Origin of the sequence: Leptolyngbya sp. FACHB-36, assembly GCF_014695955.1 — a bacterium.
Classification (GTDB): Bacteria; Cyanobacteriota; Cyanobacteriia; order Leptolyngbyales; family Leptolyngbyaceae; genus FACHB-36.
This window is the reverse complement of record NZ_JACJPG010000402.1, coordinates 1-3,238: the sequence shown is the minus strand read 5'-3', so window position 1 is coordinate 3,238 and position 3,238 is coordinate 1. Positions and strand designations below refer to the sequence as shown.

The 3,238-nt window shown below is 57.2% G+C and carries 3 protein-coding genes; 2 read left to right on the top strand and 1 reads right to left on the bottom strand.

Going from position 1 to position 3,238, the window contains the following annotated elements; all coding sequences use genetic code 11:
- Both H6F43_RS11320 and H6F43_RS11315 read left to right on the top strand, forming a co-directional pair.
- A partial coding sequence (locus H6F43_RS11320; protein WP_190342869.1) for a DUF3370 domain-containing protein occupies nucleotides 1-1,095 on the top strand: 1,095 nt, incomplete at its 5' end.
- A gap of 4 nt (nucleotides 1,096-1,099) precedes the next feature.
- Nucleotides 1,100-1,453, top strand: a complete 354-nt coding sequence (locus tag H6F43_RS11315) for a zinc ribbon domain-containing protein (RefSeq protein ID WP_190342868.1) — start codon at nucleotides 1,100-1,102, stop codon at nucleotides 1,451-1,453.
- A 252-nt stretch (nucleotides 1,454-1,705) separates the two neighbouring features.
- Here H6F43_RS11315 and thrS read toward each other — a convergent pair.
- Nucleotides 1,706-3,238: threonine--tRNA ligase (thrS, locus tag H6F43_RS11310; RefSeq protein WP_190342867.1), on the bottom strand; the 1,533-nt coding region annotated here is incomplete at its 5' end.

Here is a 3,238-nt window from a genome sequence, read left to right as displayed (position 1 = left end):
GATGACCTTCGTACCCTGCACTTAGGCATTCTGCTGCACAACCCCAGCAGCCAGCCCATCACCGTTGATGTGCTGCAAGCCGCTAGCTATCTCAGTCAGCCCGATGCGCCCTTTCGTGACCTGCCGCCCTACGCGGAGAATCCTGTAGGAGCGGTGTATGCCGGACCCGGAAGCCGAGTTACCACCGAGGTGCTGCGGGGGCAGCGACAAACCGAGTTTCCCGCTCAGATCGAGATTCCGCCCAAACAGAGCCGTCTGCTGCTGAATTTGCCGATCCCGGTCAAACCGCTGTCGCCGCCACTGAATGGTCGGTCGACTCTAGTTCGGCTCTGGAGCAGTGGTCCGGTGTATGCGGCGAGTCTGGCGCGCTTTGCGGAGCAACTCTCGGACGGAACGGAACGCGCTCCTAGTTTAGACGAGTGGCAGAGTCTGCTGGACACAGGCGCACTGGCGGGTCCACGCGATCGCGCGCCCACGCCGCCCGACCAAACGAAGGGGCAAATTATCTACGGTCGCGTTGCGGGGGTTGCCCAAGGATCGCGCTGGACTGCTCAACTGGTGGACAGTCCAGGCTTCGAGACGGGTACAGATTGGTCCCTCGGCATTCCACAGCCCGGACAGGCATTTTCCTACGGACTGAGTACGCTAACAAAAGGCACACTGGGCACGGGGCAGGTGCAGACGGCGCGAATGGTAGCGCGCTACCCCGATACGGCGTACGAGGCGCACGGCAACTATGCGATCGAGTACAACCTGACACTGCCACTGGTCAACAAGACCAGCACGCTAGGGCAGGTGGCGATCGCAATTGAAACGCCGCTCAAAGACGACCAGCCAAAGCAGGGATTGCGCTTTCTTGAACCCCCTGCGCGCAACGTATTTTTTCGGGGGACGGTGCGAGTGCGCTATAACGACGATCAAGGGCTACCGCAAACTCGCTACGTACACTTGGTCCAACGTCGCGGGCAGAAAGGACAGCCACTCGTGCTGCTGACCATGAAACCCGGCGATCGCCGCTTGGTTACCGTCGATTTTCTCTACCCACCCGACTCGACGCCGCCGCAAATCCTGACTGTCCGCACCCTGAATTTCTAGAGCCATGCCAGACTGCCCCCGCTGCCATCAATCAGTTGACACCACTGCAATTACCTGTCCCTACTGCCGCACCGCGTTGAAAGCGCACGGTCATCCGGGGATGACCCTCTACCGCGCCACCGGAGCGGAGCCGCTCTGCCTCACCTGTACCTACCACGCCGACGACTCCTGCACGTTTCCAAAACGCCCGGACGCGATGGACTGTACGCTGTACCATGATCGCGCGCAGCCGCAGACTCCAGCGCGATCGAACTATGTCCGCAACGTTACGCTGAAAAGCTGGTTCAGGCGCAACCTGACCTGGTTTGTGCTGCTGGGATTAGTGCTGATAAGCTTGCTGGTGGCAGTGTCTCGATGAATATCGGGTACTGATGCGGAGGTATGGCAGGCGTCCCTTAAGCCATGAGCAACAACAAGCCGATCGCACTAAATCTAAAACGCAAGCCACAGTCGAGCATCGGTTTGGGACTTAGGTGATGCAGATGGAGAAAATGATGCGTTCCATCGGCATTCCGCGAGCGAAGTCACAACTAGACTATATCCCAATAGACCTCTCAATAAGCTGAACCGCCTTGCAGCTAATAGCTGCAAGGCGGGAATTCTAATCCAATCAAAAATCGGTGTGATTTTCGTTGGCGTTCTTCAGTCGATCGAGGATTTCGGACAGCGAAATTGCGCCAAGTTCACCGGAGGCGCGGGTGCGGATGCTGAGCGAGTTCGACTCCACTTCCTTCGCGCCCACCACAGCCATCACTGGAATTTTGTCCTTTTCGGCGTTGCGGATCAGCTTACCCAGCCGATCGCCGCTGAAATCCACCTCTGCCCGAATGCCGATCGCCTGCATCTGGCTAACTGCATCCTTGGCAAAGGTCAGAAACTCGTCGCCCACAGGCAACAGGCGAACCTGGATCGGAGCCAGCCACAGCGGAAAATCTCCGGCATATTCCTCGATCAGAATGCCGATCAGTCGCTCCAGCGACCCAAACGGCGCTCGATGAATCATCACCGGACGCTTACGAGTGCCGTCTTCTGCCACGTATTCCAGATCGAAGCGCTCCGGCAGGTTGTAATCCACCTGCACTGTGCCAAGCTGCCATTCGCGATCGAGCACATCGCGGAAAATGAAGTCCAGCTTCGGACCGTAGAACGCCGCCTCACCAATGCCCTCGAAGTGGTCCATTCCCAGCGTTTCTACCGCACGCCGAATGGCACCCTGCGACTTTTCCCAGGCTTCGTCAGAGCCGATGTATTTGTCTGATGCCGGGTCGCGAAAGCTGAGACGAGCGCGGAAGCTCTTCAGTTGCAGGCTCTTGAACACGCTCAGAATCAAGTCCACTACGTTGAGAAATTCTTGATCGAGCTGCTCTGGCGTCACGAACAGGTGTGAGTCATCCACGGTAAAGCCGCGCACGCGAGTCAAGCCGCCCAGTTCGCCCGATTGCTCATAACGATACACGGTGCCAAATTCCGCCAGTCGCATTGGCAGTTCCCGATACGATCGCAGCTCGCTCTTGTAAATCTGAATGTGAAACGGGCAGTTCATCGGCTTCATGACAAAGCCCTGCTCGTGTTCTCTCGCGTCGTCATCCTCCGCCATCAGCGGAAACATGTCTTCCTTATATTTCTGCCAGTGCCCGGAGGTTTTGAACAAGTCTACGCGAGCGATGTGCGGTGTCACAACTGAAAGATAGCCGCGCTTCAGCTGCTCTTTTTTGAGAAAGTCTTCCAGGGTCGATCGCAGCACAGTTCCTTTCGGAGTCCACATCGGCAAGCCTGGACCTACTTGATCAGAGAAAATGAACAGCCCCAGCTCTTTACCCAGCTTGCGGTGGTCGCGCTTGAGCGCTTCTTCCTTGCGGCGTTTGTACTCTGCCAGTTGTGCTGGAGTTTCCCAAGCGGTGGCATAGATGCGCTGAAGCTGCGCCTTGGTTTCATCACCGCGCCAGTAGGCACCGGCGACACTTTCTAGCTCGATCGCTTCCGGGTTCAACTCGGCAGTACTCTCGACGTGCGGACCCGCACACAAATCCCACCACTGATCGCCTAAGTGATAGATCGTGATTGGCTCCTGTTTAATGTCATTCAGAATTTCGAGTTTGTACGGCTCGTTGATGGCTTGAATTCGCTGTTGCGCGACTTCACG